The following is a 24,896-nucleotide window of genomic DNA, read 5'->3' as shown; positions in this document are numbered from 1 at the left end:
TTTTCTCAGAACAAGGAGAGAGGAGTGATATTAGCGGGCTAAATGAATGACGAACGACGATGTTAATGGGGAAAACTGGCCTCAGCCCGAAGGGTTATGGCTAAAAATTCCTCATCCAGCGTTGCTGTTCGTTCGCTTAACCCGTTAGGCCACACTCTCAGCGCCTTGTTTGAGAATTTTTTAGCCGATAACAGGCCTGTTTAATTAGTGTTAACAGGCCCTTGTGATTTTGTTTAATTATCTGCGCGGGATAAGAATCATTCTGATCAGAATATCCGGGCAGGTTTTGAGTGGCGGGTTCAGAGTGGTAGGTGCGGAAGCAGAATATAAAGTAATTTCTCGTTTCTACGCTCTGCGTGGGAATGCAACTGTGCAAGCAAGGGCTACCACGCAGAGCGTGGGAGCCAGGTGAAAGCAGAATATAAAGCAATGCATCCCGGTAAACCGGGATGCAGGATCAGAGGTTATTAATGTTCGCGCAGTTTCCACTGCGAGAAAAACGGATACAACAGCGGCAATACAAACAGCGTCAGGAAGGTTGCCGTTACCAGTCCGCCGACAATCACACTGGCCAGCGGCTTCTGAATTTCAGCTCCCAGTCCGTTTGACATCAGCATCGGAATTAACCCCAGCGCTGAGGTCAGTGCGGTCATTAATACCGGACGCAGGCGTGATAGGGCACCGTTAAATACGGCATCCTGCAAGGTATGTCCGGCGGCAAAGCGCTGGTTAATACTCTCGACCATCACCACACCATTTAACACTGCCACGCCAAACAGGGTGATAAATCCGACCGAGCCGGGCACCGATAAATACTGGCCGGATAACCACAGCGAAAAGATTCCGCCAATAACCGCCAGCGGCACATTCAGCAGAATCAGCAGCGCCTGGCCGACCGAGCCAAAGGCGAAATACAGCAACAGGGCAATTAATCCTAATGACAGCGGTACAATCATCATTAAGCGTTGCTGCGCTCGTTGCTGATTTTCAAACTGGCCGCCAATACTGACGGCGTAACCCGGCGGTAATTGCAGCTGAGTGTCGATGGCGTTACGGATATCGGCCACCACACTGCCCATATCGCGGCCTTCAACGTTGGCCTGAATCACCAGTCGCCGCTGCACGTCATCACGCCGCACCTGTGGCGGCCCGGAGGCAAATTCCACCGTAGCAACATCACCAAGGCGGACGATGGCACCGGAGGGTGAACGCAGGCGTAAATCAGCAATAGCGGCGGCGTTGTCGCGGAACTCCTGCTGCAGGCGCACATAAATATCGTAACGTTCGTTACCGTTAATAATCTGTCCGGCACTTGTGCCACCTAAGCCATCGCGTACCAGAGTCAGTACGTTATCCACCGACAGGCCGTAGCGCGATAAGGCATCGCGTTTGGGCGTAATAACCAGTTGTGATTCACCGGCAATCTGTTCCATAGCGACATCACGGGTACCGGCAATGGTTTTTACCAGGGTTTCGATCTGCTGTCCCTGCTGTGCCAGAACGTCCAGATCCGGGCCGAATAATTTAATGGCCAGCTGAGCCCGTACACCGGACAGTAATTCATCGACGCGGGTGCTGATCGGCTGGGAAAAGTTAAATAACAGACCGGGGAAAACTTCGAGTTTTTCTTCCATTAACCGCTGCAGCGCCAGACGGTTATCGGCCGACTGCCATTGGCTACGGGGTTTTAAGCCGATATAAATTTCGATATTACTGACCGGCTCCGGATCGCCGCCCAGTTCCGGCCGGCCGATACGGCTCATGGCGTAATTTACTTCCGGAAACTGCAGTAATAAGGCTTCCAGTTTCGGCGCAACACTCAGTGCGGTTTCTAAGCTGGCCGAGGGTGCCAGAGTAACGCGCAGGTTAATGGTGCCTTCTTCCAGTTCCGGAACAAACTCGGTGCCAAGGCGCGGGGCAATAATCACGGCGGCCAGCAATAATACTCCGGCCAGCAACATCACCCGCCGTGGAAAACGCAGCGCCTGAGTGAGCAGGTGGCGATACAGTTTTTCCAGTGGCTGCAGTAAGGGGCTGGGTTTGGCGGTTACCGCTGTGCGGAACATAAAGGTCGCCAGTGCCGGAACAACAATAAGGGCGACCAGAACGGCGACCAGCATGGCGAGCATGATGGAAATGGCCATAGGCTGGAACAGCTTGGCCTCAACTCCCTCAAAACCAAACAGCGGTAAAAACACCAGCAGAATAATACCGGTGGCAAAAAATACCGGGCGCGCCACTTCGGCAGCGGCTTCCTGAATACGCAGGCTGATGCTGCCCTTGTCGGCATCGGGGTTGTGTTGCAGATGGCGGAACATATTTTCCACCATCACCACTGAACCATCGACCAGCATACCAATGGCAACGGCAATTCCGCCGAGTGACATCAGGTTGGCCGATAAGCCATACCAGGACATCAGCATCAGGGCGATGGCGACCGATATTGGAATCGAGATTAATACCAGTACCGTGGCGCGCAGATTCATCATAAACAGCGCCAGTACAATCAGAATAAACACAAAGGCCAGTGCCAGTGCATTGACTACCGTACTGACGGCCTGTTCGATTAATCCGGCCTGATCGTAAATAACCTCAAAGCTGACGCCTGTGGGCAATGCCCGGTTAATCAGGGCAATCCGTTGGTGAATACCGTCGATGGTGGCTTTGGTATTAGCGCCCATACGCTTAAGTACGATACCGGACACAACCTCGCCGCCGTTATTCCGCTCACTGTTATTTGGGGCGCTGTTATTTTGATCATCGCTGCGGCTGAAGGTGACAGCACCCTGACGGATTTCACTGCCGAAGCTGACCTCGGCCACATCAGCTACGGTAACGGCGACGCCATCAATTACCCGCAACGGAATCTGCGCTAATTGTTTTAAACCCTGTTCACCACTGTCGAGCCAGCCGGTGCCACGGATCACCAGTTGTTCCTGACCACGGTTTAAATACCAGCCGCCGACATTGCGGTTATTGGCTTCCAGTGCATCGATCACATCCTGCTGCGATAACTGAAACGCCAGCAAACGGTCAGGATTTAAATTCACCTGATACTGGCGCACATCGCCACCAAAGGACAACACATCGGTCACACCATCAACCGGCATTAACAGCAGTTTTACCAGCCAGTCATTCAGGCTGCGCAGTTGCATCAGGTCGTAACCTGAGCCGGGTTCGGCCTGCAGTACATACTGGAATATCTGCCCCAGACCGGAGGTATTCGGCCCCATTTCCGGAATACCAGCGCCCTGCGGAATAAATTCGCGCGCGGCCTGCAAGCGCTCGAACACCAGCTGGCGGGCAAAATAAATATCAGTACCTTCGTTAAACACCACGGTAATTCCGGACAGCCCGGTTTTGGAAATGGAGCGCACTTCGGCCACGCCGGGCAGGGCGTACATTACCGCCTCAATCGGGTAGGTAATGAGTTTTTCCACTTCTTCGGCGGCCAGTCCCGGCGCCTCGGTATTAATGGCTACCTGCACGTTGGTAACGTCGGGAAAGGCATCGAGGTTCAGCTTCGGCAAAGCGAAAGCGGCAGCAATACATAAACTGGTGATGGCAATCAGCACCAGCAGGCGGTTAGCGACCGCCCAGCGGGTCAGTAACGTAAACATAGTTTTATCCCCAACCCTTAGTGATTATGCGGATCAAAGCCGCCTTTCGCCTGCTCGGAAGCAATAAAGAAAGCACCGGCGACGACGATGGGGTACTGAGATACAGAGTGTGCAGCAGAATCTTTGCTGCTGATTTCTATCAGGATTTCTCCTGCTTTATCGGCAGTGCGTCCGTTCGTCTGGGTTGTCTGGGTTGTCTGGGTTGTCTGGGTTGCCCGGATAGTCCGTCCGCGCTCCACTTCCAGTGCGCTGAATTCGCCGGGTGTGCTTTCAATAAAAATCTGCCAGTCACCATCGCTGCCACGCACCAGTGCGGTTTCCGGCACCAGGGTGATGGGATTTTCTGAACGGGTATAAAAATCGGCGCTGGCAAATAATCCGGGGTGCAGACGGTGATCGGGATTTTCGACGGTTAAGCGCACGATACGGGTGCGGGTTAACGGATCAATGGTATGGGATTCATGGCTTATCTGTGCGCTGATATTCAGTCCGGCGACATTAAGCATAACGCGGGTATCGCGGGTTAAATGCAGCTCAGATTCTGCCGGTAAACGCGCTTCGGCCCAGAGGGTGGTTTCGTCGGTGATCTGCATTAAGGCACTGCCGGCGGTTACACGCTGACCCTGCTGAAAATCATCGCTTAATACCAGCCCCGCAGTCTGTGCGGTTAACTGATATTCGCCGAAGCTGGCCGGGGTTAATTCTGCATCGGCATTCAGGCCATAAGCCGTTAAGCGTGCACGCGCAGCGGCGAGGGTATTTTCGGCCTGATTATAACGGGCGGCACCGGCGGCATTTTTACCGAGATTTTTTACCCGCTGCCATTCAGAGCGGGCACTGCGTAATTCCGCCTGAGCACTGGCAACACCTTCGCTGAATAAGGTCAGCAATGGCTGCCCGGGTTGTACGTGATCGCCCAGTGCGACATGGCGGGTAATCACCACCGAATCGACCCGTGGCGAGACAACAAAACTGCGGTAACCGTTGGCGCGGATTTCGGCCGGTGCACGCAGCGGAATATCGGTTTTTTCGGCAGGAATTATCCGGCTGATAATGCCGGCCTGCTGTATCTGTTCTGCGCTTAAATGCACGCTGTTTTCGTTGTCGTTATGTTCGTCCTGTTCATGTTCATACTCTTTGCCCGGTTCGCTGAGCGTTTGGTTTTGGCTGGAGGCATGTTCGTGGTCATGGTCGTCACCGGCATAACCGGGCAGCGGTAAAACCAGGGCTAGTAACAGAATTGGCGTCAGCATCAGGCGCTGTGCCATGGCTGGTTTGTTGTCTGATTGATTATCTGAAAATAATTTATTAACTGAATACAGTGGCAGCATAATATTTCTCACTCTGAAATCCGGCGATTGCTGCCTGTGGCAGCATTCTGGCTGTTGGTGTTTGCAGCGCTTAAAAAACTGCGGATAGTCTGGCTGTCGCTCAGCCATTGGATCTGTGCCTGACGATAATCACCGGTTAATTCAATACCGGCCTGCAGGCTGGCGGCCCATTGTGCGGAGGCCTGAATATAAGCACTGGTGCTGAGGTCGCCGTTGCTCCATTGCTGTTGCAGCAGTTGCGCACTGCGCTGGCCGCCATCGGGCATCAGCGCATGCCATTGTTCAACCTGACGGCGGTACGCCAGAACCCGGCTGTGGCTGGCGCGCAGCTGTTGCTGCTGTTGTTGCAGGCTGGCATAGAACTCCGCTTCGGCCTGCAGGGTTTCGCCATCGGCTGCGGCCGCGGCCTGGCGGTAAGAGCTGCGTACATTGAGCGGTAAAGACAGGGCCAGCCCTAATACATCTTCCTCGCCACTGCGCCCGGCACTGATACCAATCGTTGGTTCGGCGCGCAGGCTGTCGCGGCTCAGTTGCGCGCGCTGCTGTTCGGCCAGCCAGAACAGTCGTGCGCTTTCACTCTGCGGATGCGACAGCGCCAGTTGCTTAAGCTGCGCATTATTTAATGGCTGCGCTGGTAATTGTTGCGCACTGCTATCCAGCTGCTGAATGAGTGCGCTGAGGTATTGCGGCTGTTGCTGCCAGTCGGGTAAGAGGCTGGATAATTGCGCGGCAGCGGCGCTTAATTCCGCCTGGCTGGCGGCAATATCGGCCAGCAGTGAGCTTTGCGCCAGCAGCGCCAGTTCGGCATCCAGTGCACTTAAATCACCGAGGCGGCGACGCTGCTGAATCAGCTGGGTCAGTGTCTGCTGTTGTTGCTGTAAACGCTGCATTAACTGATCACGCTGCTGCGCACTCTGGTAACGCACAATGGCCGCTAAGGCGTCGGCGGTGGTTTGCTGCAGGCTTTGCTGATACTGCTGCTCCGCCTGCTGTTGCAGTAATTGCTGTTGCTGGCTGCGCGCTTCACGCTGATTCCACCAGTCTATTTTCTGGCTGATTTCCAGCGCGTAATTATTATTACTGCCTTCCTGCTCCAGCCGGGTTTGTAACTCCGGGTTATACAGCGGCTGAGTGGCAGCCTGGCTCCATAATGCGCGGCTGTTTTTTTGTGCAGAAGCTGCTTTTACCTGCGGTGTCTGCGCGATGCGGTTTTGCAGCCAGAGGCGTGCAGCTTTATGGCTCTGGCTGCTGTCAGGTACTTCGGTCTGGCTGTGCGTGTTCATACTGTCTGACGCATACACAGGTATGGCCAGGGTGCTGGCGATAGCAAACGCCATTACAGGGATCATATTCATGCGTTATTCCTGAATAAAAAATACGATAAGCCAACGGCACCGCAGCCATTAGCTGACGTGTATTACCGGAGGCTGTTAAACGTGGTTATTCAGGAAACAATCGGAGGGCGCAGGTGTGGGCTGAGCGTACGCACAATCAGGGTACGGGTGTAATCGTTGTGAAGGCTGCCAGCCTGGTTGGCAGCCGCCAGCGCATCGTTAACCGGTAAAGATAACGGCGTATGAGCATGACAATGACAGCAGTGGCTGCAGTCGTGCTGGGCCTGACTGTCGCTGTTCAGGCTATGGGAGTCATTGGCGAGGGTATCCGCCAGATCGTTATGGTGCGCGGGCTGGTGTTCACTCAGATGATCGGCAGCAGAACGCTCGAAGGTTTCATGCACATCCGCCAACGCCACAACCGACTGAAACAGGGTCAGCAGTAATAAGGCGATATTTAACAGGCGGTTATTGCGCATAAATAAACAGCAGATTTATCAGTAGATACTGCGCATAGTAGAGCGGTGTTTAACCGGCGTCTACTGTGCAGGCGTCAGGAAATGTCACCGCCCTTCAGCTTTGCCGTTGACGGCCGATATTAATATTACCTTCATAAAAAGCACGGTTGTGGTTTGTTATCTGCTACCTGTTCGTAGTGGCCTGTTAACAGTCCCTGATGCTTAGGGTTGTGTCTATGTCAGATATTCGTATATCCGCTGCCGGTTCGGTCAATAAGCCCGTGAGCAGTGAACAGGTTCAGGCGGAAAAACCGGCGAAAACCGCGTCTGCCAGTACTGATGCGCAGGGTGAAGCTGTGCACTTATCGGCTGCTGCGCTGAATCAGCTGCGTGCCGAACAGAGTGATACCCAGGCCAGTGAAGAGCATCCGCTCGACCGTATTATTAAAGACTTACAGGAACGTATTGCCGAAGTGCAGCGCCAGTTACAGGCGCTGGATGCTGTGGCAAGCGAAGGCGAGGAAGCCGATACCACCCGACAGGCTCGTCAGATGTTGCTGGACGAGCTGGCGCAGTTGAATGCCGCGCTCAGCCAGACGCTGACGCAGAAGCTGGAGTCCCTGCGCCAGTCGGGTTGAGGTAGTCGTTTATTCTGCTGCCTTAAAAAGCTGATATTTACGTAATGCTGTTCACTTAAGCAACCAACCAGCGCTTACTGCACTTGAACAGCCTTTGCGGGGCAAGCCCCTGCGCCCCAACTTGGGGATCTTATCCCCAAACCCCTGCTTTGCGCTTTCTGGCCCGTCATCCTTATTCACTCGGTTTTTACTGACCACGCGTATATCGGCCATCCATGGCCGGATACGCTTGTCTGGCATCCATGCCAGACAGATCGTAAAAATCATCGCTCATGGCGGCGGGCCCAGAGGCGCGACTTATCCCAGCCGCACAGTCTTATTTTATCGAACAGCAATGTCCGTTCTGAAAAGCCACTTAGCGGATTAATGAATGCGCCTGCAGGACGCCGGAATGAAGAGCACTGAGCCGGCGCGTCTCTGCATGGATGCAGAGCGAGCGGATAGGGCCATGGATGGCCCATTATCCGCGTTGCCGTGACCGAGGTGGTCTGAATGGAGGAAAAAGGCCTGCACAGCGCGAAGCTGGGGTCGGCCCGCCGGCAAGGGGATAAGTTCCCCTGGGAGGCATTGGGCGTTTCAAAATGATTTAAAGCGTTAAGTGAACAGCATCATGATATTCACGGCCGTTATCGAAGTAATACCCGCGCTTAACTTTTATTCCTCAGCGCCATACGGATGATGCTTTCTCCAGTGCCGGGCAATATCTGCGCGGCGGCATACCCAGACCTTATCGTGGCGCTGAATATAATCGAGAAAATCCGCCAGTGCGGCCGCGCGTCCCGGCCGACCGGCTAAGCGGCAGTGCAGACCAATGCTGAGCATTTTCGGGCTGTCTTTGCCTTCGGCGTAGAGCACGTCGAAGCTGTCTTTTAAATACTGATAAAACTGCTTACCGCTGTTAAAGCCCTGACTGGTGGCAAAACGCATATCGTTGGCATCCAGCGTGTAGGGCACAATTAAATGCGGCTTGCCGCCTTCTTCCACCCAGTAGGGCAGATCGTCTGCGTAGCTGTCGGCGTCGTATAACAGGTCGGCCTCTTCACAGGCGAGGCGGCGGGTATTGGGGCTCATGCGGCCGGTATACCAGCCTTCCGGGAAGCTGCCGGTCAGGCGTTTATGAATATCCAGCGCTTCGCGGATATGGGCGCGTTCAACCTCTTCCGGCACGTATTGATAGTCGATCCACTTCAGACCGTGGGAGGCGATTTCCCAGTCGGCTTTCAGCATGGCATCCACCACCTGCGGATTGCGCTCCATGGCGGTGGCTACACCGAATACGGTTACCGGCAGTTCACGCTCGGTAAACATGCGGTGCAGACGCCAGAAGCCGGCGCGTGAGCCGTATTCGTAGATGGATTCCATATTCATATGGCGCACGCCTTCAAGGGCCTGAGCGCCGACAATTTCAGATAAAAAGGCTTCTGAGGCTTTGTCGCCATGGAGGATGCAGTTCTCGCCGCCTTCCTCGTAATTAATCACAAACTGCACGGCGATACGGGCCTTGTGCGGCCACTTTACGCTGGGGATATCGGCGCCGTAACCGATCATGTCGCGGGGGTAGGTCATGAAACACCTGAAAAGCTGACTGATTAGTCAGCTGAGTTTAGCGCTAAACCCGGCGACTTGGCAGCGGGCAAAGTGAGCATTTATGGATGACGCGCAGCGATCCGGAAATCTGGCGAACAGACTGTTGATAAAGTAATTATTGATATTCGCAGATCAGCACAGGCATATTGCGCCTCTTTCGCGGTTTATTCAGGAATATCATGTCTCTGTTGTTGGCGATGTTATCTTTCTCGTTCGTGATGTCGATATCACCGGGGCCGGTGAATATGGTGATTCTCTCTTCCGGTGCCAGTTACGGCGTCCGCCAGACCTTTCCTTTTGTCTCCGGTGCCACTCTGGGCTTCACGCTGCTGCTGCTCTGTATCGGTCTTGGGCTATATGAGGTCGTACAGTTGTTCCCGGATTTTCTGCGCTATCTGGCACTTGCCGGGGCGGCCTTCATTATTTATCTCGGTTATCTGATTGCGTCATCGGCACCCAGGCTCAGCATCGAAAAGCAAAAGCGGCCAACCTTTATTCAGGGCTTTTTATTGCAGTGGCTTAACCCAAAAGCCTGGATGGCCTGCATGTCGGGGGTGTCGTTATTCTCAGCGCCAGAGGGATATCAGCAGTTTCTGAGCTTTCTGCTGCTGTATTTTCTGGTGTGTTATGCCTCGCTGTTCAGCTGGTCATTGCTTGGCGACCGGGCGGCGCAGCTGCTTAACAGCGAAGCCCGTTTACGGCTGTTTAATCGTCTGATGGGTGGTCTGTTAATCCTGACCGCCTGTTTCCTGCTGTACGTGCAGTTTTCCGCCAGTCGTTAATTAGGCCGCCGCTCAGCTGAAGCTTTGTGGCGGTATAAACTGCTCAGGATGCTGATCAACAATCTCCTGCAACTGGGCACGCAGCCAGCGCTGCAAGGGCCGCTGATGATTACGCTGATGCCAGGCCATACTGATCGGCACCGGCGGTATGGCCAGCGGTGGTTGTTTAGCCACCAGTTGGCCGCTGCGTACAGTGGCGGCAACCACCGGCCAGGGCAGGGTGCAGAGCAATTGGGTCGTGGGCAACAGCATTAAGGCGCTGGCGAAGCTGTTGACGGTCATGGCGATACGCCGGTTCTGACCACGGGCCGCCAGCTGCGTATCGACCTGACCACGGGCGTCGCCCGACAGTGATACCAGCAGGTGTTCAGCCTGCAGAAAAGCTTCTTCCGTTAACGGCTGCTGTGCCAGTGCATGGCTGGCGCTCATCACACAGACAAAATGATTGTGAAACATCCGCTGCTGGTGAACCTGACGGTGTGAGCCGGCAAAGTAATCGAATACCAGATCGGCATCGGCCTCCAGCAGCTGGGTCATACCATCACCGCGGAAAGGCACGGCGTGCAGGTTAAGCAGGGGCGCCAGCTGTTCAGTGCGGGCGCGCAGGCGTGGCCAGAGAAAGGCGGCGGTGCCGTCGGTCATGGCGATGCGGAGGGTGTCGCTGGCGCTCGCCGGGTCGAAATCCTGTTCATTCAGCGCGCTACTGATGACTTCCAGCGGCTGGTGGATCTGCGCCCACAGGCGCTCGGCGGCCGGCGTCGGACGGATACCGCGGCCATCTTTGATAAATAACGGATCACGCCACTGGTGGCGCATACGTGAGACGGCATTGGATACCGCAGGCTGGGTCATCGCCAGCTGACGGGCCGCCGCTGAGACAGATTGCTCCTGCATGATGCAGTCAAAAATCACCAGCAGATTAAGATCGGTACGGGCCATAGCGGGTCCTGTGCTGCGCTTTAATTCATCATAAATATCAATGATTCGTATGTTATTAATAAATTATTCGCTATGAAAGTGGCTTTGCATAATGACCTCATCAAACAGACAACGTGTCTGCCCAACGACATCAGAAATGAGGAACGACTATGCAAGCCATCGTGATCAACCAATACGGAAACGCCACCAACCTGCAGCCTGCTGTGCTGGACAAACCAACCCCGGCCGCAGGTCAGGTGCTGATCCGCGTCGCCGCCGCAGGCCTGAACCCGGTCGATTTCCACGTCCGCAACGGCATGCTGGCCGGTACTGATACCCATCAGCTGCCGCTGGTGCTGGGCTGGGATGCCTCCGGAGTGATTGAAACCCTGGGCAGTGGTGTACAGAACTGGCAGGTGGGTGATGCGGTGATGGTGCACACGCCGATTAGCCTGCAGGGCACCTACAGTGAATACATTGTGGCCGATGCCAGCCTGCTGGCTGCTAAGCCGGCCAGTCTGACTCTGCTGCAGGCGGCGGCGCTGCCTCTGGCCGGACTTACTGCCTGGCAGGGGATGATGGTTGATGGCCAGCTGCAGGCCGGTCAGCGTGTGCTGATTCACAATGCCAGCGGCGGTGTAGGCAGCTTTGCTGTACAGCTGGCGAAAGCCGTGGGTGCCCATGTGACGGCCACGGCCTCCGGACGCAAAAGTGATCTGGTGCTGGCGCTGGGCGCTGACCGTTTTGTTGATTACACCCAGGCGCCGTTCGAGCAACAGTTAGCCGCTGAGGAAGCCTTTGATCTGGTGTTTGCTGCCACCGGCGGTAATGACGTACTGCCGCGTTCTTTAGCGCTGATTAAGCGTGGTGGTCACCTGATTTCCACCTTCGATGAAATGGACGAAGCTCAGGCGCAGGCCGCTGGTGTGCATTACCAGCGTATGTGGGTTCACCCCGATGGTGCGCAGCTGCAGGAACTTGGCCGCCTGGCCGATGAGGGAAAACTTAAGGTGGTGCTGGATTCGGTATTTCCGTTAGCCGAGGTGCAGGCTGCGCATCGTCATCTGGAAAGTCAGAAGGTGGTGGGTAAGTCGGTGCTGAATATTGATCCGGCCATCATTGCCTGAAGGCTGTCTGCGGCGAAATCCTGAAATAAAAAAGCAGACAGGCCGCAAAGCCTGTCTGCAAACCATTAGTTAACGGAGTTGAATACCAGATTCGACATGGTCTGGTTATCCGAACCCGGTACGGTGTTGTAGGTGCTCTTCCACAGCCACCAACCGCTGGTGGTGGTTTGGGTAGCAAAAGATACATTCACGCCCGGATTCAGGTTGTTGTTTACATAGCTCAGCAGCACGCCGCTCTGATTGCCGATGGTGCCGCCGTGGTGGGTATCGCTGCCCATCAGCACCGGATAGTGGTTGTACCAGAGTGCGTCAGGAGCGCTGACGCTGGTCTGCTCACCGTCGAGGGCGCGGTAGTCCACACAGCTGTCGACCGCTTTAATGGCATTACCACCGCAGGAAGAATGCAGGGACACAACGCCATCATCGGTACCCGGCAGGAAGCCGCCGGTAGCGCCCAGATATTCACTGCCACCGCCAACAAAACGCAGACGTGGTACGCTGTTCGGTGCCATCGCGGTCTGACGGGCAACCGCCGGACGCAGGTCACGCAGTACGCCGAGTTTTTCCGGGGTTACGGTAAAACCCAGCCAGGCGTTAACCGCGGCACGGATAGGGGCGGTCAGCCAGCTGCTGCTGCCCGCCACATCCAGCGCCAGATCGGCCAGTTCAGAACCACCACCGGCACCGGCAAAGTCGAACACCGCGAGAATATTCAGCGGCTGCAGGCCAGCGGCTTCGGTCCAGACATCCTGCTGATCGAGCATATAGCGCGTTACCAGATCGCCGGTGGAATGGGTGACCAGCACACAACCGTTATTGCAGAAACCCGTGCGCGCCCACTGCATTACCTTGTTGTAGGCACGTTGTGCAGTGTCGGCGTTAAGGCGGCTTTTCGAACTCCAGTCGAGGCGGTCATCGGCATACTGGCCCCAGAACGCCGACCAGTAATTGGCACCGTCGCTGGTAACTTCCTGTGGGGTTACGCTGTCGCGCATCAGCTGGGACGGCTGTAAGCCGTGTACCAGAATCACATTTTTACCAGCCATCTGTGCCTGCGCCTGGGCGCTCAGCAAGGTGGCTGCGGTTAAACATACAGCGGTGATTGCCATCTTTATTTTTATCGTCAGCATTCAGTCTCTCCTGTGGTTTTAATTACTGGGGTGAGCCCAGCGATTGCAGAAATTGCAGACGCGATAAGGTCTGCTCATCCTGAAAAGGAATAGGTGAAAAGCGCGAGGGATCGACGTTTTTAACCGCGTAAAAATCATCGCGGCTGAAACCCCACTGCACCTCAGGGCCGGGTTTTTCCGGCATCTTGCGCAGTTGCAGATTGCCGATCCATAAATTCTGAATGCCGTCTAAGTTGTACAGCAGCGAGCCGTGTACGCGCAGTTCCAGCGTACCGCTGCTGCCTATCCGTCCTTTGCCCTGTAAATAAGCCAGTGGCTTTTTATCGGCATAGTGCAGGCTGGCGGCGAGCTTGTAGTAACCGGCGGCGGCTTTTTCAATTTCGACCGGAATCACCAGTTCGTTGTCGTCGACATAGGGCGTGCCGGTACCGGTAATTTCGGCGACGGCGGTAAAGACCTGAAACGGCGCGCTCTGGCGCAGGGTTGAGCCATCGCTCAGCTGCAGCTCAGCCACCAGATTAAGTTCGGTCGGCCAGTTGTCGCTGCTGCTGAAGCGGGTTTGCAGGCGTTGTTCGTTGCTGTTGTTCTGTATCTGGGCCTGTGGCATCAGCAGCACGGCATTGTTGTTATCGCGCACGCTCAGGGTCAGGCCGCTCAGCTGGCTGAACAGCGCATCGTCTCCGGACAGGGTAATGTCGGCTTCTATCGGTTCTTCCTGACGGTAGCGGTAGGCCGACAACTGAATGCTCAGCTGGCCGGGCAGACCGACCGTATTCAGGTCGCGTACGCTGTGAGCGCCGGCGTTTGGCTGCAGCAACTCGGTTTGCTGGCTGCCCAGCGGAATGGAATAAGACGGATACTGGCTGCTGACCTGATAGGCGGCGGCGACCTGCGTCATGGCTTGTTGCATGGCGGCTGGCAGAGGCTGCGGAGCCTGAATCACGGGGGCTTTCACAGGCTCGCTGCTGACGCTGGCGGCAACGGCAGGTAAGGATTCCTGGCTGATCATGGCCACAGGCTGTTGGCGCAGACCCAGTAACAGGCCCACTAACAGAACAAGGGCAATCAGAGGTATCCAGACTTTCATGAGAGGTGTTCCGGTTGTTTTTATTGTGCCGGACACGTTAGAGCAAGGCGGCCTGATTGAAAAATTATGGACTGGTACTTTGGTGTAGGTTTGCTATTGACGCATCTGACAGTCTGGCGCGAATATTCCTCTATAACCTTTCTTCTGTGAGAGAAAAGCACACGTTTGACATGATTGCTGAATCTTATGCATTAGTTGTCCTGTCAGGTCATATTGCTCAGAAAACTCCCGTAACTAAACGCTACATTCGATTACAAAATGCTGGCGTAATTTGCGGCGGATCAGTACCTGGCGGGGATTCCTCTTATCCGGCCATATGATCAGGTTGTGAAGCGCGCACGGCATTGGATTTCATGCCAAAGTATTATTCCTGTCAGGCAACATAAAACAATAAAGGCTGACGATGAATCAGGTACGGCACAAACACACTCTGGCGCTTTCCCTTTCTCTGCTACTGAGCGCTTGCGGTGGCGGCTCCGGTGGCAGCTTCCCTTCCGGCAATGAAAATGATGGCGGGAGCAGCAATCAGACTCCGGAGCTGACCCAGGCTTTGAGCAAAGGCGATGCTTCGCTGGTCACTGCCGCTGAGCTGCGTGATGCGGCATTAGCCACTATTAATGCACAACGTACGGCCTATCAGCCGGTTAAGGCGCAGCTGCTGCAACTGAATGCCAATGGCAGTGCGCGCAGCGATGGCAAAAGCCTGACCGCGGTGCATTGGGATGTAACCCACGACGCTGGCAAACTAAGTCCGCAATTTGGTTATAACGACAGCCTGCTGATCAGTAATGCCAGCAATTCTTCAACAGCAGGCAGTGCTGCTTTTGCTGTTGTTGGCGAAGAGCAGCAGGGCCAGCGTTATCTGGTTCTGGGCAGTAATCCGATGCGTACTCAGCAGCGTGATGCGGCCTCGGTAAACGCACAAATGGATCAGCTGCTGGAAAACAGCATCGGCTGGCTGGCCGGGCGCAGTGATTTTTCGGTCACACCTTTAAAGGTGGTGATTGCGCAGATGGATCAGAGCTATTACTTCCCCGACCGTAACGCTACCCGCAGCTGGCTGGATGCGCATTACCAGAGCTCTGTCAGTTATAACGCGGCTGCAAGCTGTGATGGAGCGGCATTGGCAGGTTGCTTAACGGCGGATACCGATGTGCTGATGATTTCTCAGGTAGGTGGCAGCACAGAATTAAATCCACAGATTCTGGCGGCGGTAAAAGCGGCGCAGGCGCGTGGTACCGGTGTGCTGTATATGCACTATGATGGCGGGCTGGATGCTCTGGGCAAAACCCTGCTGGAGCATTTTCATGTGACGTACAGCGGTGATAACTACTGGTCAAAATATTATATGAATGCGCAGGATATGCGCCCGTATTTTAATCAGTTGCCAGAATATGTTGCTGACATCCAGCAAATGCTGAGCACGCTGGCTGCGCCAATAACGTTCGATTTTAACCAGTGCGATGAAGAAGATTGCAGCACAGTAACGGGTTTTAACCAGAATTTTATGAACGGTGCTACCCGTGTACGCAATCTGATGGCTGACTTCGACCGGGAAAAGCGTAATATTTTTGCTGCTGCCAGCGGTGATGAATACCGCCTGGAAAAATTACTGGCCCTGCTGGGTGACAGCTACCGTCAGCAGGTTGTGTTTCCGATGAGCCGCGATAAAACAGACGCGACCGCTCTGGTGCATTCCATCTATGCGGATATGTCGGTGTATAACTACCGCAGCCTGAATCCGGTACAGGCCGATCTGGGTAATTTCAGCCGCACCGATTTTTCCCATATTACGCCGGTCAGTAAAACCATTAATCTGGTGAGTAAAAATTATTTCCGCGCAGCCGGTGTGTATGTGTTGCCCGGAAAAACTGTGCGCGTAACCCGTCTCGATAATAGCCCGGTAAATACCAGCGTAGCGGTGAATACCCAGCGTGCTGCATCGACGCACTGGTTTGCCACCAATAATAGTTATAACCGCCCTAAATATCTGCAGAGCACCCAGATTCCTCTGGCCAGTGGCGAGAGCATTGAATTCACCTCACCTTATGGCGGGCCGCTGCAGATTTTCTTTGATGCCAATGATCAGAACGTCAGCTTTAAGGTCGAGAATATTGGCCTGCACCCATACTGGAACGGCGCCGAAGATAATGCCGATTTTGAAGCCCGTCTGAGTGCCGGTGAGTTTGACTGGGCGGAATTATCCACCGCCGGTTTTGAGGTGCATTCACAGCTGGAAAAAATGCGTACTTCCATGAATGAATGGGGCGGTACAGCGGCCGATATGGCCGTGGCAACTGAGCGTTATGTTTCCAACCTGCCTCATGTACTGGCCGGATTTGAAGGGCCGGGAATTGATGTAGTGGCCGAGATACATGATTTTGCCAGTGCCAATAATTTTACCGTGCAGAATATTGATATCGTGAAACACATGAACGCCGACCAGCCAACCTGTGGCTGGGGTTGCTCCGGCAATCCTTACGATGCCGGCTGGAGCTTCTCACCGACCGGTCATGGTGATATCCATGAACTGGGCCATGGGCTGGAAAAAGGCAAATTCCGCTTTGCCGGCTGGGAAGGTCATGCATCGACTAACTTCTATTCTTACCACAGCAAATATCATTATTTCCTCGATACAGGTAAAGATCCGCAATGCCAGTCATTACCTTTTGAAAGTCTGTTTAATACCCTGCAGACCAGCCGTAATCAGGCTGATCCGGTTGCCTATATGCAGGAACAGGCACTGAATGGCTGGAGCAATGGTGCAGCTATTTATATTCAGATGATGATGGCTGCCCAGGCGCAGGGTACGTTAACCGATGGCTGGATGCTGCTGCCACGTCTGCATATTCTGGAGCGCGAATTCTGGAGTGCGACGCGCAACGATGACAACTGGGCAGCGAAAAAAGCGGCACTGGGTTTTTCTGACTTTAACCGCAGTGACGCCAGCGCCCTGAATAATAATGACTGGCTGAACATTGCGCTGTCGAAAGTCACCGGGTTGGATATGCGCGATTATCTGACCATGTGGGGCTTCCCGGCAGGCTCTGCTGCCAGTGCTCAGGTTGCTGCGCTGGCATTACCGGCGATGAGCAAAACCTTTTATGCCTCCGGCGGCGCCGAGTTCTGTAAAGGGTTGGATAAAACGCCGGTAGCTATTGATGGTGCAGCGGTCTGGCCGTTGTAATGACATTCGGGTGATAAAATAAAAACCGGCCAACAGGCCACTGCTGCCCCACAGTTTGGAGTGACATTGTGTCACTCCAAACTGCAGCATTAATTGACGACTATTTTTCAGTCTGAAACGCCTTTCCGGGGCAAGCCCCTGGCCCCCTGCAAGGAGAGGTATCTCCTTACGATCCTCTCTTTTCGGCGCGTCCGGCTTCATCCAGCCAACTGCAATGATTATGCGGCACGCAAAACAATTCGCCCCGGAACGACGCTTTAAAACACCCATAATTTGTATCGTTCCGGGGCAGGGTTTTGCTCTGAAGGCCGCAGAATCATCTGGTTGTCTGGCGCCGCACGATCGCCGGTTTAAGCAATCCGCTCAGCCGAATTTCAAAGGAAACCGTGTTTGAGACAGGAGACTTAAAAGAATACGTTTGATTTGAAAAGCGGAATCGCGGTGATGGTTTTCTGCGCCTCTGGGGCCGCCGCAGAAACCGATGATATTTCTGGTCTGTCCGCAGGGATGCGGACAAGCGGCTCCGGCCATGGATGGCCGATGAGGCACGCGGCCAGTAAATATCAAGGTTTCAAGGGTGACGGTCCAGAAAGCGCGAAGCTGGGGTCGGCCCGCCGGCAAGGGGATAAGTTCCCCTGGGAGGCATTGGGCCTGGATGTTAAAAAATACAGTTTTTGCCAGCTGCGGTGCTGATTAAAAACTGTGGGACAGTAGTGGCCAACAGGCCGGTTTTTTTATGGATGTTTTCCTGCTGTATGCCCTGCAGATTCAGGGCGCCATAAGCCAAAGGCTCAGAGCGCCAATGATCAGAGATAAAAGCATTGCCAGGCTGACGCGGATGCCCAGCGCCGGTTTGCCGATAACCATAGCAAGGCCTGCCTTAAATAAATTATTAACAGTGACCGCAATCAGAATACCGGTGGCTGCGACGGTCAGCGTCAGGCTGTCGCCGAGTGACATACGCGATAAACTCAGGCTGATGGCATCAACATCGGTAATGCCGGAAATCGCCGCCAGCAGATAAACCCCGGTGCTGCCCATTTCCTGCTGCAGCCATTCGGTCAGTAATAAAATAATGACCAGCAGGCCACCCAGAATTAAAGCCGATCTTAATTCCAGCGGATTTTTGGCCAGATCAGGATGGCTGACGTTGGTTTTTGTATGACGCAGATTCATCACAATGGCGGGCAGATATAAAGACAGGGTCATCAGTAATACCGGCAGCCAGAGCAGGGTGATTAGCTCACGGTTAATCACCAGACAGTAAAGTAAAATGCGCGGAAACATGGTGCCGCAGGCCAGCAGAATACCGGCCGTTAATAACGGTGCATTGGCCGGTGATGAGCGGGCAAGGCGTGAGAAATGCAGTGTGAGTGCGGTTGATGAGCTTAAACCGGCGAACAGACTGGTAAACAGCAGGCCACGGCGCTCACCAAGAATGCGTACCGAAAAATAGCCAACAAAAGAAATCGAGGCGATCAGTACCACCATCCACCAGATTTCATACGGATTGATCACGCCACCGGGGCCAAAGCCTTTATCCGGCAGCAGTGGCAGCATCACCACAGAAATCAGCAATAATTGCAGCGCGGCATCCAGTTCGTTTTCGCGTAATTTGCGCAGGGCGCTGTGAATCTCGCTTTTGTTATCGAGAATAATGGTGGTAACCACGGCCGCCATAGCAGCGATCACGGTTTGACCTGCGGCCACCATGGCACCAAAACAGAAGGTCAGTAATAAACCCACCACACCGGTAATGCTGACGTTCTGATGATTGGCGGCATAAGTACGGTAACCGCTGATGGCCAGAGCAGCCATTACCAGCAGCATTGCCGGTAAAAACCAGGGCGAAATACTTTCTGACAACAGCACGCTGATACAGCCGGTCAGAGCGGTCAGCGTATGGGTACGGATACCGGCAACCCGTGCGCCGGCTTCCTGTTCGCGTGATACCCAGCCACGTTGCAGCCCGATTAACGCACCCAGAGATAAAGCAATGAATAACTGAAATGCTGTCTGGGCATGGCCATTCACAAATACCGATAAATCCATGTCAGTTTTCCTCAGGTGCCGCAGAAGGTGCGTAACACTTTTTCATCCGGCTTTGGCGGTTGTTCATAGTCGGCATATTCTGCCTTGCTGCGGTATGGCTCGGCCAGTACCTGCAACAGTTGTTCAAAGACCGAAAAATCACCTTCTTCAGCAGCGGCAATGGCTTCGGCAACGCGGTGGTTGCGCGCAATATACACCGGATTTTTATTCAGCATACGTTGCCCGGCGCTATCGCTGTCGCCACGCTGAATTAATTGCTGCTGCCAGTCGTCCAGCCAGTTGTTAATATTCTGCACCAGTGCTGCGCTGCTGCGGCATTCCGGCAGATTCAGTAATTGCAGTAACGCCTGGCGTTCATTGTCTGGCTGACTGCAGTCGCTTAAACGGCGGAAAAACAGCGTATAGTCGATACGTCCTTCGGCCAGCAGTGCCAGCAGGTTTTCAATCAGTGCCTGATCACTGTTTTTCAGTGCGGAAAAACCCACTTTTTCGCGCATATGTTCAAGCCAGGCCTGTTGTTGCCATAAGGCAAAATCCTGCAGAATGGCGGTGGCTTTTTCGACCGCAGTTTTCTCGTCGTCGTTAAATAACGGCAGCAGCGTTTCTGCCAGCCGCGCTAAATTCCACTGGCCGATGGCTGGCTGATTCTGATAAGCGTAACGGCCATGGCGGTCGATGGAGCTGAATACCGTTTCCGGGTGATAGGCATCCATAAAGGCGCAGGGGCCATAATCGATGGCTTCACCACTGACGGTCATATTATCGGTATTCATAACGCCATGAATAAAACCGAGCTGCATCCACTGGGCAATTAATTCGGCCTGCTTGCGGCAAATGGCTTCGAATAATTGCAGATAGGCATCGTCGTCGTTGCTGTTAATGTGCGGATAATGACGGGCCAGTACATGGTCGGCTAATTGTTTAACGGCCTCGCCGTCGCGGCGCAGGGCAAAATACTGAAAGGTGCCGACACGGATATGGCTGGCGGCAACGCGGGTAAATACCGCTCCGGGTTCGCGCCCGTCGCGTATCACCCATTCGCCACTGCTGACCGCAGCCAGTGCACGGGTGGTGGGTACACCTAATGCGTGCATGGCTTCGCACAGAATATATTCACGCAGCACAGGCCCCAGCGGAGAGCGGCCATCGCCGCTGCGCGAAAATGGCGTGCGGCCACTGCCTTTTAACTGAATATCACGGCGCAGACCCCGAATATCGAGCAGGTCGCCGAGCAGAATAGCGCGGCCATCCCCTAATTGCGGGTTTAACTGCCCAAACTGATGGCCGCTGTAAGCCATCGCCAGAGGGGCGGCGTTGTCGGGAATTTGATTGCCGGAAAATATCTGTGCCAGTTCGTTGTCACTGTTGTTGTCGCTGGTGCTGGCGGCATGAAACTCTATGCCTAATTCCTGCGCGAGAGCGCTGTTAAAACGGATTAACGCCGGATTTTTGACCGGCGTTGGCAGCACCCGTGCGTAAAAACGATCGGGCAGAGCGGCGTAGGCATTGCTGAACGGTATTTGCAGGGAAATAGACACGGCGCTTCCGGAATAAATAAGTGTGTTAGGGGCTGTTCAGACCCTAGGATATTCCGGCAGCGACCGTCTTGCCAGCGCTTCAGGCCGCAGAAGGCGCGCCCTGTTGCATAAAGCTGGCTGACTTTTGTTGAATCAGTCTGCACAACCGCTCTGCATGTTCATGGGCTCTTTGTGTAATATCTTCACGGCTGTTATCGCCACCGGTTTTATACACCATATCGTGGGAAATCAGCGGCGGCAGGAAGACCATGCCGGTAAAGTTCGCGCTTTGTTCCAGCGGACGCAGCAGCTCCTGAGTGGTGAAGTGGTTATGGCCACCGGCTGCATAGCTGTTCAGTGGACCGCCGATGGTGGTTGATACCAGTAAGTTTTTGCCACGCAACTGACTGTCCGGGCCATAGGCAAAGCCAAAAAGAAATACACGGTCCATCCATTCCTTTAAAATTCCCGGTACGCTGTACCAATGAAACGGATACTGGAAGATAATCAGATCGGCCTGCAGTAATGCCTGTTGTTCTGCAGCAATATCGATCTGAAAATCCGGATAAAGCTGGCCGAGATTACGCACTTCGGTATCCGCCAGCTGGCCGATCTGGTCAGCAATTATTTTATTGGCAAGCGAGTTCTGAATATTGGAATGTGCCAGGATCATTAAGGTTTTCATTATGTGTCTCTTTGTGAATGTCCGGCGATCTTAGACGATGAAAATCGTGCGCATAAGAATGCACATTTCTGATACTCAGTACCCTTTTGTATACCCTTGGACGATATGAAATGAACCACTCAGACTATGATTGCAACCTCGGTTGCCCGGTAGAAGCGACTCTTGAGCTGATTGGTGGCAAATGGAAAGGCGTAATTCTTTATCACCTGCTGGATGGAACACATCGTTTCAATGAATTACGCCGGATTATGCCGGACATTACCCAACGAATGCTGACCCGGCAGTTACGGGAGCTGGAGGCTTGCCAGCTGATTTCGCGCACGGTTTATGCCGAAGTGCCGCCACGGGTGGAGTACAGCCTGACAGAGTACGGCCGTACTCTGGAGTCGGTCATACAGGCATTACGCGGCTGGGGGATGCAGCACCTGACTGCTGTTCAGAATCAATAATCGCTGTCAGGTGATGCGCAGTAAAACGGAGAAAGATTATTTAACCAAACGGCTTCACGCCAATCAGCATGCCATGCAGCCACAGGGCAAAGGCAACCCAGGCGCCGATACCCACAACCAGCGTCAGTACGTCGCGTACCGCCCCTTTATACTCTTTCTTCACCCCGGCGATACGGTCACGGCGACGGGATACCGCAAATCCGGCAATAGCCCAGATTAAGAAAGCACCGAACAACACCAGATCGTGCAGACCGCCATTGGCGATTAAATGGGCAAAGGCCCAGAGCTTGATGCCCAGATACATCGGATGGCCGAGCTTAACCTGCAAACGGTTGCCGGGAATCTGGCTGGCAAACAGCAGAATAAAGGCGGGCAGGGTGATCAGTGCCGCCAGATGGCGTGTCCATAGCGGTGGTGTCCACAGCCAGGTCGGGTTCATACGGGCTTCGCCGTAACCAATCACCAGCAAAATAAAGCCGCCGATGGCGACCACAGAATACAGCCCCTTCCACGGCAGCAGCCCCAGACGGCTGACCATGGCGTTACGCCATTGCGGCGCGATCAGGTTGGTACAGTGTCCGCCGATAAACAGCAGTAGTCCGGCCAGCAATAACGTCATGGTCATTCCTCAATTCATTATGTTTGTGCCATCATGCAGGCATATCAGCGCGGATAAAAGTTCTGTATGACGTCAGCACGCAAACGCATTTACATCGCCTACACCGGCGGCACTATTGGCATGGCCCGTACTGAGCGTGGTTTTCAGCCGCTGGCCGGCTTTCTGGAAGATAAAATCCGCAGCCTGGCAGAATTCAGCCGTGACGAAATGCCGGAATTTGAGCTGCATGAATACCAGCCGCTGCTCGACTCATCGGATATGACGCCGGCGCAATGGATGCAGATTGCTGCCGATATTCTTGCCCATTACGACCGTTTCGATGGCTTTGTTGTGCTGCACGGCACTGACACCATGGCCTATACCGCCTCAGTCCTGTCCTTTATGTTGCCCGATCTGGGCAAGCCGGTGATTGTGACCGGTTCACAGATTCCGCTGTGCGAGCCACGCTCCGACGGCCACGATAATTTACTCAACGCGCTCTATATTGCCGCGCATTATCCGCGTGCCGAAGTGGGCCTGTTTTTTCATCACCGGTTATTGCGTGGTAACCGGGCGACCAAAATAAACAGTCAGGGCTTTGATGCCTTTGATTCACCCAACTGCAATGCGTTGCTGCATGCCGGAATCAGTATCGAAGCCGGCCTGCCGGAATTGCGTCCGCTGCATAATAAACTACCACAATTTAACGCCCTGAAAAGTGCGGCGGTGGCGGTGGTAACCCTGTATCCGGGGATCGATTTTTCGCTGTTGCAACGCCTGCTGGAACAACCACTGGATGGCGTTATTCTGCAGACATTTGGCAGCGGTAATGCACCGCAAAATCCAGCCTTAATGGCAGCGTTTAAACAGACCAGCGAGCGTGGCGTGGTGCTGGTTAATCACAGTCAGTGTTTAAGCGGGCGGGTGGATATGGACAGCTATGCCGGGGGGCATGCCCTGCGCGAAGCCGGTTTTGTATCGGCCGCTGATATGACACTGGAAGCAACGCTGACCAAGCTGCACGTATTATTAAGTGCTCCCGGAGAACGCAGTCATGTAATCAGCGAAGCCCGGCGTTTAATGGAAGTGCCACTCTGTGGTGAGCTCAGCGCAGCAAAATAAAAGAACATAAAAGAGCCTGAATAAACAGCAGTAAACGGAGAACGTGATGACTGACTTACCTCATCCAACCCTGATTGAGCTGGCCGCGATTCTTGCCGAAGCAAATGATCGTGATCACTGCCTGCAATTACTGGCAAAAACCGGCTTAAATTCACAGAGCGCAGAATGCTGGGCCGATTATATGCCGCTGGCCTTTGCCCGTGCGGCCTACCGTTTTCAGTTCAGTGGGCCTTACCCGCTGGATCAGGCCCGTGCCGAGCGTGGCTTGCTGCCACTGCTGGAAGATGAGGTCTATCAGCAGGCCTGGTTCTGGGCCTGCGATTGCGGCGCGATGGACAGTATCACCAGCGCACAATTTAATACCATTGTGCGTTTAAGCCCGGAGCTTGAGTTTATCCGCGCGCAGGCTGGCATTCTGTAAATTCAGCGCAGAGCCGGGTCGCCGGTGCTGGCTACCTGCGCTTCGCGATGTTTATACAAATAAGAAAAACTCAGCGATAACAACCCCACCTGAATTGCACCGAGCAGCAACCAGAGTGCAAATTGCAAAAGAGTATAAGCAACAGAATCGTAGCTGGGCAGCAAGGTGTGCGACAGATTAATCAGTAATGGCAGAAAGCCCGTCAACAGCAGCAGGCGCCAGCCGTTTCCGGCCGATAATTGCCAGGCCCAGCTGAGCCCTTTGCCGCGCAAACCAACGGCTGCTGCAGGTAACGCCAGTGACCAGCGTGAGGCAAGGTAATAAAGAGGCAATTGCGTAACGGCAAAAATAATGAACATTAACGGTATCGTATTAGCGGAATCTTTCGCTGCCGTTGCGAATGTTCCCATGATCGGGGCGAGAACGATCGACAGTGGCATGTTGACTAATGCACAGCAGAGTGCGATCAGAATAGCCCAGCCAATATAATACGGTTCCTGACCGCTTAACGGGAAAAAGCGGGTGTTCATCACATCATTGTTGTCCAGCAAAAATATACGGTGACAACCGATAATCGCGGCGATAAGACTGGTCAGAATAATAAGAGCAACAGACAGAGCCGTAATCATGAATAATGCGGTATTTTTTTCCGGCGGCATATAAGGGCTGAGCAGGCCTGCAATACCAGCAACGATAAGCAAAGGTAACCCTGCTCTCAGCAGCATGGGGAAATGCCTGAATGGCAAAAGTGATGCTTCTTTTATAATAGATACAACAGGGAGCTTTACGGTATTCAACGGTTTTCCTTCCGATCAGTCATACGCCATCATGGCTTGTCATTATTATATTCAGG

At 54.0% G+C, this 24,896-nt stretch carries 20 protein-coding genes; 7 read left to right on the top strand and 13 right to left on the bottom strand.

Annotated elements, in window-relative coordinates; translation table 11 throughout:
- Positions 1-467: 467 nt before the first annotated feature.
- The 4 genes from MT343_RS16620 to MT343_RS16605 form a co-directional block, all read right to left on the bottom strand.
- Positions 468-3,620, bottom strand: a complete 3,153-nt coding sequence (locus MT343_RS16620; RefSeq protein WP_145466583.1) for an efflux RND transporter permease subunit — start codon at positions 3,618-3,620, stop codon at positions 468-470.
- 17 nt (positions 3,621-3,637) lie between these two features.
- Positions 3,638-4,963, bottom strand: coding sequence for an efflux RND transporter periplasmic adaptor subunit (locus MT343_RS16615; RefSeq protein WP_186435776.1), 1,326 nt, complete (start codon positions 4,961-4,963; stop codon positions 3,638-3,640).
- Entirely contained in the window at positions 4,960-6,306 is a 1,347-nt protein-coding gene (locus tag MT343_RS16610; protein WP_145466581.1) for a TolC family protein, read from the bottom strand. The genes MT343_RS16615 and MT343_RS16610 overlap by 4 nt, the downstream gene beginning before the upstream one ends.
- Before the next feature lie 89 nt (positions 6,307-6,395).
- Positions 6,396-6,764 (bottom strand): hypothetical protein, encoded by a 369-nt coding sequence (locus MT343_RS16605; protein ID WP_145466580.1) that lies wholly within the window; start codon positions 6,762-6,764, stop codon positions 6,396-6,398.
- Between the two features lie 215 nt (positions 6,765-6,979).
- On the opposite strand from MT343_RS16605, the gene MT343_RS16600 reads away from it, so the two are divergent.
- Entirely contained in the window at positions 6,980-7,381 is a 402-nt protein-coding gene (locus tag MT343_RS16600) for a hypothetical protein (RefSeq protein ID WP_145466579.1), read from the top strand.
- A 654-nt stretch (positions 7,382-8,035) separates the two neighbouring features.
- Here MT343_RS16600 and puuE read toward each other — a convergent pair.
- Positions 8,036-8,947: an allantoinase PuuE gene (gene puuE / locus MT343_RS16595; protein ID WP_145466578.1), complete on the bottom strand. Its 912-nt coding sequence runs from the start codon at positions 8,945-8,947 to the stop codon at positions 8,036-8,038.
- 200 nt (positions 8,948-9,147) lie between these two features.
- Between puuE and MT343_RS16590 the strand changes: the two genes are divergently transcribed.
- Positions 9,148-9,750 carry a LysE family translocator gene (locus MT343_RS16590; protein WP_145466577.1) on the top strand — a complete coding sequence of 201 codons (603 nt, stop codon included), beginning with the start codon at positions 9,148-9,150 and terminating at the stop codon, positions 9,748-9,750.
- 12 nt (positions 9,751-9,762) lie between these two features.
- Here MT343_RS16590 and MT343_RS16585 read toward each other — a convergent pair whose 3' ends face one another.
- On the bottom strand, positions 9,763-10,689 hold the full coding sequence (locus tag MT343_RS16585) for a LysR family transcriptional regulator (protein ID WP_145466576.1): 927 nt from the start codon (positions 10,687-10,689) through the stop codon (positions 9,763-9,765).
- A 149-nt stretch (positions 10,690-10,838) separates the two neighbouring features.
- On the opposite strand from MT343_RS16585, the gene MT343_RS16580 reads away from it, so the two are divergent.
- Positions 10,839-11,795 carry an NADP-dependent oxidoreductase gene (locus MT343_RS16580; protein ID WP_145466575.1) on the top strand — a complete coding sequence of 319 codons (957 nt, stop codon included), beginning with the start codon at positions 10,839-10,841 and terminating at the stop codon, positions 11,793-11,795.
- Positions 11,796-11,860: 65 nt separating this feature from the next.
- Here the strand turns inward: MT343_RS16580 and MT343_RS16575 are convergent, their stop codons facing one another.
- The gene (locus MT343_RS16575) at positions 11,861-12,925 is read right to left on the bottom strand and encodes a hypothetical protein (RefSeq protein WP_222428441.1); all 1,065 of its coding nucleotides are present in this window, start codon (positions 12,923-12,925) and stop codon (positions 11,861-11,863) included.
- 22 nt (positions 12,926-12,947) lie between these two features.
- Positions 12,948-14,012: a hypothetical protein gene (locus MT343_RS16570; protein ID WP_145466574.1), complete on the bottom strand. Its 1,065-nt coding sequence runs from the start codon at positions 14,010-14,012 to the stop codon at positions 12,948-12,950.
- A 403-nt stretch (positions 14,013-14,415) separates the two neighbouring features.
- On the opposite strand from MT343_RS16570, the gene MT343_RS16565 reads away from it, so the two are divergent.
- Positions 14,416-17,199: an ImpA family metalloprotease gene (locus MT343_RS16565; RefSeq protein ID WP_145466573.1), complete on the top strand. Its 2,784-nt coding sequence runs from the start codon at positions 14,416-14,418 to the stop codon at positions 17,197-17,199.
- Positions 17,200-17,967: 768 nt separating this feature from the next.
- Here the strand turns inward: MT343_RS16565 and MT343_RS16560 are convergent.
- The 3 genes from MT343_RS16560 to MT343_RS16550 all read right to left on the bottom strand — a co-directional run bounded on the left by MT343_RS16560 (position 17,968) and on the right by MT343_RS16550 (position 21,453).
- Positions 17,968-19,251, bottom strand: a complete 1,284-nt coding sequence (locus MT343_RS16560; protein WP_145466572.1) for an MgtC/SapB family protein — start codon at positions 19,249-19,251, stop codon at positions 17,968-17,970.
- An 11-nt stretch (positions 19,252-19,262) separates the two neighbouring features.
- On the bottom strand, positions 19,263-20,789 hold the full coding sequence (locus MT343_RS16555) for a protein adenylyltransferase SelO (RefSeq protein WP_145466571.1): 1,527 nt from the start codon (positions 20,787-20,789) through the stop codon (positions 19,263-19,265).
- Between the two features lie 79 nt (positions 20,790-20,868).
- A complete protein-coding gene (locus tag MT343_RS16550; protein WP_145466570.1) occupies positions 20,869-21,453 on the bottom strand; it encodes an NAD(P)H-dependent oxidoreductase in 585 nt (194 codons plus the stop codon).
- Between the two features lie 110 nt (positions 21,454-21,563).
- Between MT343_RS16550 and MT343_RS16545 the strand changes: the two genes are divergently transcribed.
- Positions 21,564-21,902 carry a winged helix-turn-helix transcriptional regulator gene (locus MT343_RS16545; protein ID WP_145466569.1) on the top strand — a complete coding sequence of 113 codons (339 nt, stop codon included), beginning with the start codon at positions 21,564-21,566 and terminating at the stop codon, positions 21,900-21,902.
- Between the two features lie 40 nt (positions 21,903-21,942).
- On the opposite strand, the gene MT343_RS16540 is transcribed toward MT343_RS16545, so the two are convergent.
- Entirely contained in the window at positions 21,943-22,521 is a 579-nt protein-coding gene (locus tag MT343_RS16540) for an NnrU family protein (protein WP_145466568.1), read from the bottom strand.
- Positions 22,522-22,587: 66 nt separating this feature from the next.
- On the opposite strand from MT343_RS16540, the gene ansA reads away from it, so the two are divergent.
- On the top strand, positions 22,588-23,622 hold the full coding sequence (gene ansA, locus MT343_RS16535) for an asparaginase (RefSeq protein ID WP_145466567.1): 1,035 nt from the start codon (positions 22,588-22,590) through the stop codon (positions 23,620-23,622).
- 46 nt (positions 23,623-23,668) lie between these two features.
- The gene (locus MT343_RS16530; RefSeq protein ID WP_145466566.1) at positions 23,669-24,043 is read left to right on the top strand and encodes a hypothetical protein; all 375 of its coding nucleotides are present in this window, start codon (positions 23,669-23,671) and stop codon (positions 24,041-24,043) included.
- A gap of 2 nt (positions 24,044-24,045) precedes the next feature.
- Here the strand turns inward: MT343_RS16530 and MT343_RS16525 are convergent, their stop codons facing one another.
- A complete protein-coding gene (locus MT343_RS16525; protein ID WP_145466565.1) occupies positions 24,046-24,768 on the bottom strand; it encodes a hypothetical protein in 723 nt (240 codons plus the stop codon).
- Positions 24,769-24,896 lie beyond the last annotated feature (128 nt).

The sequence above is a fragment of the Venatorbacter sp. C2-1 genome (assembly GCF_022832715.1).
GTDB classification, from domain to species: domain Bacteria; phylum Pseudomonadota; class Gammaproteobacteria; order Pseudomonadales; family Oceanobacteraceae; genus Venatoribacter; species Venatoribacter alkanivorans.
This window is presented reverse-complemented; position numbering and strand designations above follow the sequence as displayed.

What these genes read in the sequence shown, in the direction of transcription:
- MT343_RS16575 (WP_222428441.1), bottom strand. Translation starts at nt 12,925, where the DNA reads ATGCTGACGATAAAAATAAAGATGGCAATCACCGCTGTATGTTTAACC.
- MT343_RS16550 (WP_145466570.1), bottom strand. Translation starts at nt 21,453, where the DNA reads ATGAAAACCTTAATGATCCTGGCACATTCCAATATTCAGAACTCGCTT.
- ansA (WP_145466567.1), top strand. Translation starts at nt 22,588, where the DNA reads ATGACGTCAGCACGCAAACGCATTTACATCGCCTACACCGGCGGCACT.
- puuE (WP_145466578.1), bottom strand. Translation starts at nt 8,947, where the DNA reads ATGACCTACCCCCGCGACATGATCGGTTACGGCGCCGATATCCCCAGC.
- MT343_RS16580 (WP_145466575.1), top strand. Translation starts at nt 10,839, where the DNA reads ATGCAAGCCATCGTGATCAACCAATACGGAAACGCCACCAACCTGCAG.
- MT343_RS16605 (WP_145466580.1), bottom strand. Translation starts at nt 6,764, where the DNA reads ATGCGCAATAACCGCCTGTTAAATATCGCCTTATTACTGCTGACCCTG.
- MT343_RS16585 (WP_145466576.1), bottom strand. Translation starts at nt 10,689, where the DNA reads ATGGCCCGTACCGATCTTAATCTGCTGGTGATTTTTGACTGCATCATG.
- MT343_RS16600 (WP_145466579.1), top strand. Translation starts at nt 6,980, where the DNA reads ATGTCAGATATTCGTATATCCGCTGCCGGTTCGGTCAATAAGCCCGTG.
- MT343_RS16610 (WP_145466581.1), bottom strand. Translation starts at nt 6,306, where the DNA reads ATGAATATGATCCCTGTAATGGCGTTTGCTATCGCCAGCACCCTGGCC.
- MT343_RS16590 (WP_145466577.1), top strand. Translation starts at nt 9,148, where the DNA reads ATGTCTCTGTTGTTGGCGATGTTATCTTTCTCGTTCGTGATGTCGATA.
- MT343_RS16565 (WP_145466573.1), top strand. Translation starts at nt 14,416, where the DNA reads ATGAATCAGGTACGGCACAAACACACTCTGGCGCTTTCCCTTTCTCTG.
- MT343_RS16530 (WP_145466566.1), top strand. Translation starts at nt 23,669, where the DNA reads ATGACTGACTTACCTCATCCAACCCTGATTGAGCTGGCCGCGATTCTT.
- MT343_RS16525 (WP_145466565.1), bottom strand. Translation starts at nt 24,768, where the DNA reads ATGCTGCTGAGAGCAGGGTTACCTTTGCTTATCGTTGCTGGTATTGCA.
- MT343_RS16560 (WP_145466572.1), bottom strand. Translation starts at nt 19,251, where the DNA reads ATGGATTTATCGGTATTTGTGAATGGCCATGCCCAGACAGCATTTCAG.
- MT343_RS16540 (WP_145466568.1), bottom strand. Translation starts at nt 22,521, where the DNA reads ATGACGTTATTGCTGGCCGGACTACTGCTGTTTATCGGCGGACACTGT.
- MT343_RS16545 (WP_145466569.1), top strand. Translation starts at nt 21,564, where the DNA reads ATGAACCACTCAGACTATGATTGCAACCTCGGTTGCCCGGTAGAAGCG.
- MT343_RS16620 (WP_145466583.1), bottom strand. Translation starts at nt 3,620, where the DNA reads ATGTTTACGTTACTGACCCGCTGGGCGGTCGCTAACCGCCTGCTGGTG.
- MT343_RS16570 (WP_145466574.1), bottom strand. Translation starts at nt 14,012, where the DNA reads ATGAAAGTCTGGATACCTCTGATTGCCCTTGTTCTGTTAGTGGGCCTG.